General features: G+C 65.0%; 4 protein-coding genes. 2 read left to right on the forward strand and 2 right to left on the reverse strand.

The window, feature by feature from the left end:
• A partial coding sequence (locus AC08OU_RS22790) for a DUF2637 domain-containing protein (RefSeq protein ID WP_476605756.1) occupies positions 1 to 195 on the reverse strand: 195 nt, incomplete at its 3' end.
• A 735-nt stretch (positions 196 to 930) separates the two neighbouring features.
• Here AC08OU_RS22790 and AC08OU_RS22795 point away from each other — a divergent pair.
• Complete coding sequence (locus tag AC08OU_RS22795) at positions 931 to 1,239, forward strand: hypothetical protein (RefSeq protein ID WP_476605757.1); 309 nt, start codon at positions 931 to 933, stop codon at positions 1,237 to 1,239.
• 280 nt (positions 1,240 to 1,519) lie between these two features.
• A complete protein-coding gene (locus AC08OU_RS22800) occupies positions 1,520 to 2,971 on the forward strand; it encodes a tyrosine-type recombinase/integrase (protein WP_476605758.1) in 1,452 nt (483 codons plus the stop codon).
• 973 nt (positions 2,972 to 3,944) lie between these two features.
• On the opposite strand, the gene AC08OU_RS22805 is transcribed toward AC08OU_RS22800, so the two are convergent.
• Entirely contained in the window at positions 3,945 to 4,508 is a 564-nt protein-coding gene (locus tag AC08OU_RS22805; RefSeq protein ID WP_476605759.1) for an RHS repeat-associated core domain-containing protein, read from the reverse strand.
• Positions 4,509 to 4,539: the final 31 nt, after the last annotated feature.

A 4,539-nucleotide genomic window follows, 5' to 3' on the forward strand; every position in this document is an offset into this window, starting at 1 on the left:
CATCAACTCCAGGACGACGGCGTCCGCCCACGCCAGCCACCCCTCCTGACCATGCGCCTTCGCGACATCGTGAACGTGCGTGAAGCTCCCAGCCCCGGCGGCCAACCCGATCACCATCATGATCGACACTTGCGCCAAGCCCTCGAACGACCGCGACGACGCCTGGCTGCCCTGGTCCGCTCCGGTTGCGCTCATCGGCCACCACCCGCCACCGCGCGGACGGCCCGAGGCGTGTCCAAACGCCGCCGATGGCCCGTCCGCAGCGAGGCACCCGGATCCGCGCCATGCCGCCGAATCCTGCGGACAAATCTGCGGACAAACGATCAAGAGGCCAGTCCGAAGATCCTCGAAACCAGCCTCTGACCTGCGCAGACTCAGTGGAGGTGCTCACCTCCTACTCGCACACCAGGCAGTCGGCTGACCTGCAACGCTGCGTCAACGCTCATCAGTCGGACGTCGTCCCCGCTGCTCGCCCGGCGTCAAGCGGCCATGGAGCCTGCGAGATCGCCTCGACGAGCGCACGCGCGCCGACACAATCGCCGCCTACCAGGCCGGCTCGACCGCCGCGTCACTCGCCGTCGCCCACAGTCTGAGCGTCAGGAGTGTCAAGCGACTGATGGCCGCAGCAGAAGTCCGCCGCAAGCACGTCCCGGCGTGACGGCACGAGTCTGCCCAGGACGCGCGTCGGGCGGCCCACTGTGCAAATCCCCGGCGAGCGCGCCGACGCCGAGTCGGAGATCTGGCGCATCCTCAGGGGGACGACCGTAGGCTAGGGGTTGGGTGCCCTGACCGTCACGGAGGTGCCGCATGCACACCTTGACTCCACCGGAGGTCACTACATCGCGTGCGCGGCGACTCGTCGCCTGGATCGGGCCGCCATTGTTGGTAGCCGCGTCCGCGGGCGGCGTCCTGATCTTCGACGCATGCGGAATGACCACCGCACGGGACATCGTCTACGTCCTGGTGGCACTGGTCTGGGCGCCGAGCCTGCTGGTCGCCACCCGACTGTGGTACCTGGACCGCGCCGACATCTCGCTCCACCGCGCGTGCGAGATCGTGCTCGGCGTCGCCCTCGTTCTGTTCCTCACGCCGACGTTCATCTTCTACACCGGCCACCAGGTCGGCGGCGTGGCGATCGGCGTGAGCGCCGTCGTCTGGTTCGTTCTGGCCTGGGTTGGCATCTTCCGCACCGGTCACCTGATCTACGACAGGTACGGACCGGGCGGCTGGGCGCCCTGAACCGCAGCCGAAGACCCGGGAGTCGCACACCCGTACACGAAAGCCCAGGCCAAACGGCCTGGGCTTTCGTGTTGATCTTGAGTGGAGCTGAGGGGATTTGAACCCCTGACCCCCTCGATGCGAACGCGATTCCATTCTTCGGCGCGCGTGCTAGAATTGCCTCATTCGCCCAGGTCAGCGCCCATTTCCGTGGATCACGGTGTCGGCTGATGCAGTGGCGTGTCAGGTAGTTCGCTGGACCATCCCTGGACCACTCCAGGGTGCGAGCAGGGGGATGCGCGTGGCACGGAGGCAGCGCCTCGGATACGTCAAGGACAGAGTCAGGGTCAAGGGGACCCGGTACACCGGGCTCTATCTGGCCGGCGACGGACGGTACGTCTCTGCCGGCACTTTCGACACGCACGAAGAAGCAGAAGCAGCGTGGCAAGAACAGGTACACGCGATGCGCACCGGGACACATGCCGACCCACGCAAGGGAAGGACACCGTTTCGGGACTTCGCAGAGATATTCCTCGAGACCGCTGCAGCCCCCCGCGCCAACACGCTCTCCGCCTACCGAGACACCATCCGGGCTCAACTGAATCCTGAATTCGGCGACATGCAACTGATGGAGATCACGCCCGAGGTGGTCGCTCGATGGGTCCGCCGGCTCAAGGATGCAGGCTACGCCGCCTCCTCGATCCGGACCTGGAAAGGTCATCTGTCCGGCATCCTGCAGAGCGCCGTCGTCCTGCGCTACCTCGTCATCAACCCGTGCGTCGGCGTGCGCACTCCCAAATCGCCACCGCGACGGATCCGCGCCCTAATCCCCGAAGACGCCGGCCGACTAATCGCCGCCCTGCCCGGGTCTGCCTCGAAGATGTTAGTCGAGCTGGACCTCCAAAGCGGCTGCCGCTGGGGCGAGATCACCGAACTGAGAGGCCGCGACATCCAAGACGACCCCGACGTCGAGGACCGCGTCTACCTGGACCTCACCCGGGCCGTCATCGACATCGGCGCCGAAGACAACCCCGCCAACGACGATGGCCGGTTCTACGTAGAGGACATGACCAAAGGCGGACGCGATCGCAAAGTGGGCCTGTCCGTAGCCATGACCGACAAGCTGCTGGACTACATGGATCACCACGCGATCGGCGATGACGACCTGCTGTTCCCCCTCTCGCGGCTCGCGCAAGAACTGCAGACTGCGGAACTGACCGCCGCGGAGGCCACCCCACCGCTCGCACCCGCCAACCTGGGCCGCACCTCACCCAACCGACAGGGGCGAACCTATGACCACGGCACCATCGCCGGATACGGCCTCGGCGCATGCCGATGCGACTGGTGCCGCCACGCGATCTCCACGTACCGCCAGCAGCGCCGCGCGAGCGGCAAGGACCGCAAGCAACCCCGTCCAAGCAAGCGCGGCAAGAACCTCACCGATCACCTGCCCCGAGACTGGTTCAGACGCAACTTCTGGCTCCCAGCCGTAGAAAGGGCCGGCCTCACCGGCAGAATTGTCTTCCACGACCTTCGCCATACTCACGCCACATGGCTGGCGCGATCCCACAAGGTCGACATCGAACGCCTCCGCGAACGCATGGGCCACCGCTCTATCGTCACCACCCAGCAGTACATCTCCGCCAGCACCGCCATCGACACCACCGCCGCCGACGTGATCGAAGAAACCCTCAAATCACGGCCACCTCGGCAACGACGCACGCAACGAGAAACCCCCCTGCGCGTTGTATGAATCAAGATCTCGCACTCGAGCGACAGCCTCGCAACGCATACGGGCAGGGCGAGTGAAGAGATGACTGCGCCACTGACCGAGCACCTCGGCGATCTCGGCCGCTGCGGCCCCCGGGACGGGATCCGATCCTCTCGTTCTTCAATGAGTACCGCTGGCTTGATCGACAAGCTGAATCGAACGAGCCAGCTACGCCGGAGACGCCGGCGGACCGAGCGGCGGCGTCATCCCCCAACAGCCAAGGCCCCTACCTGCGTCGGCTGGGGCCTACGCGAACCGGAGCGGACCGGGAGCGACCGACTTCACGCGTAGGTCGTACGGCGATCTGCGCAAGAGCGTGATCGCGCACGAGATGGACCACTCCTTGGCGATGTTCGACCGAGTCCGAGACGGTCGCCAGACGTGGTAATGCTTCCGCGTGTGCACGTAGAGTCCGCCCAGGCCAAAGGGCAGCGTTTGCAGAACCCCAAGCACATCTCCCCGCCTCCGACCAGGCCCTCCGATGGCAACTTCCGGCGCCCCAGGGGCGCGTCAGCGCTCGCGGACGACTGCCACGCCCTTGAGACGCCGTGACAGCCACAGCACAACGGCGGCGCCTCGCGCATCCGGCCGCGATCCGGATCCGATCCCGGACCTGACCCCCCCGGTGGGGGCACAGCACGGGGAGCGCCGCCCGGCAGGCATCTGGCGAGCGCGGCCCCTGTGTGGGAACCTTGTTTGAGCCATTCCTCTGCCTATGAATCCTGTTCCCCGTTTTTCTTAGGCTCGCTCTGCTTTTCCTTCGATTCGCCGACTCGCTCATCACGGCGCTTCATGAGTTCACGAATTAGGAGCAGAGGGACGATGAGTAGCACTGGGTACGCGACCCATCTGAACCACGAATCCTCCGAGATTACTACGCGGAGGCAGATGGCGAATAGGAGTAGATATATCGCCATGTCTCGGTTGCTCAGGGCATCATCTCGCCTTGCGGAACTCATCTGTACCCCCTACCGAGAGCTGTGAAATACCTGCCTGCCCAGCGCGTGTATGGCCTGAGCGCGACTCTACCTGCGCGTCCGGATCGTCTATTGGACTGGTAGACGTCTCGGGCCCCGGAATAGGTTGCAAGGCCCGAGAGTCCGCACCTCCAGTAACTACGACCGCATGCCCGGAACGAAGCTCTGTAACCACTTCTGCGCATCGATCGGTAGAATCGGTATCCTCGATACACTCCCCGGGCCTGTGAATACCCGCTTCCCATCGCAAATATGTAACCTGCAGTCCACGTGGAATGGTACGCGTACCGCCAGTAGGCATTTCTACCGACACGGTGCATCCACCTTGGCCTGTGCCACCATCTTCCGTTTAGGTCGTACATGTTGATGGGGTCGTTGGGGTAGTTGTAGGCGTTGGTGTTGCCGCCGGGTTCGGGGTCGATGCTAGTGAAGCGTCCGGTGGTGGGGTTGTAGAGGCGGGCGCCCATGAGGGTGAGGGCGGAGCCGGGGTCGGTGGCGCGTTGTTTGGCGCCGAGCCAGCCGTAGCCGGATTGGCTGGAGATGGCTCTGGCGTTCGCGGGGTCGCGAGGGGTG

Source organism: Frankia sp. CcMO1 (assembly GCF_977945845.1).

Bases quoted from the DNA above. Each gene is read 5' to 3' on its own strand.
- AC08OU_RS22795 (WP_476605757.1), top strand. From the start codon at position 931: ATGACCACCGCACGGGACATCGTCTACGTCCTGGTGGCACTGGTCTGG.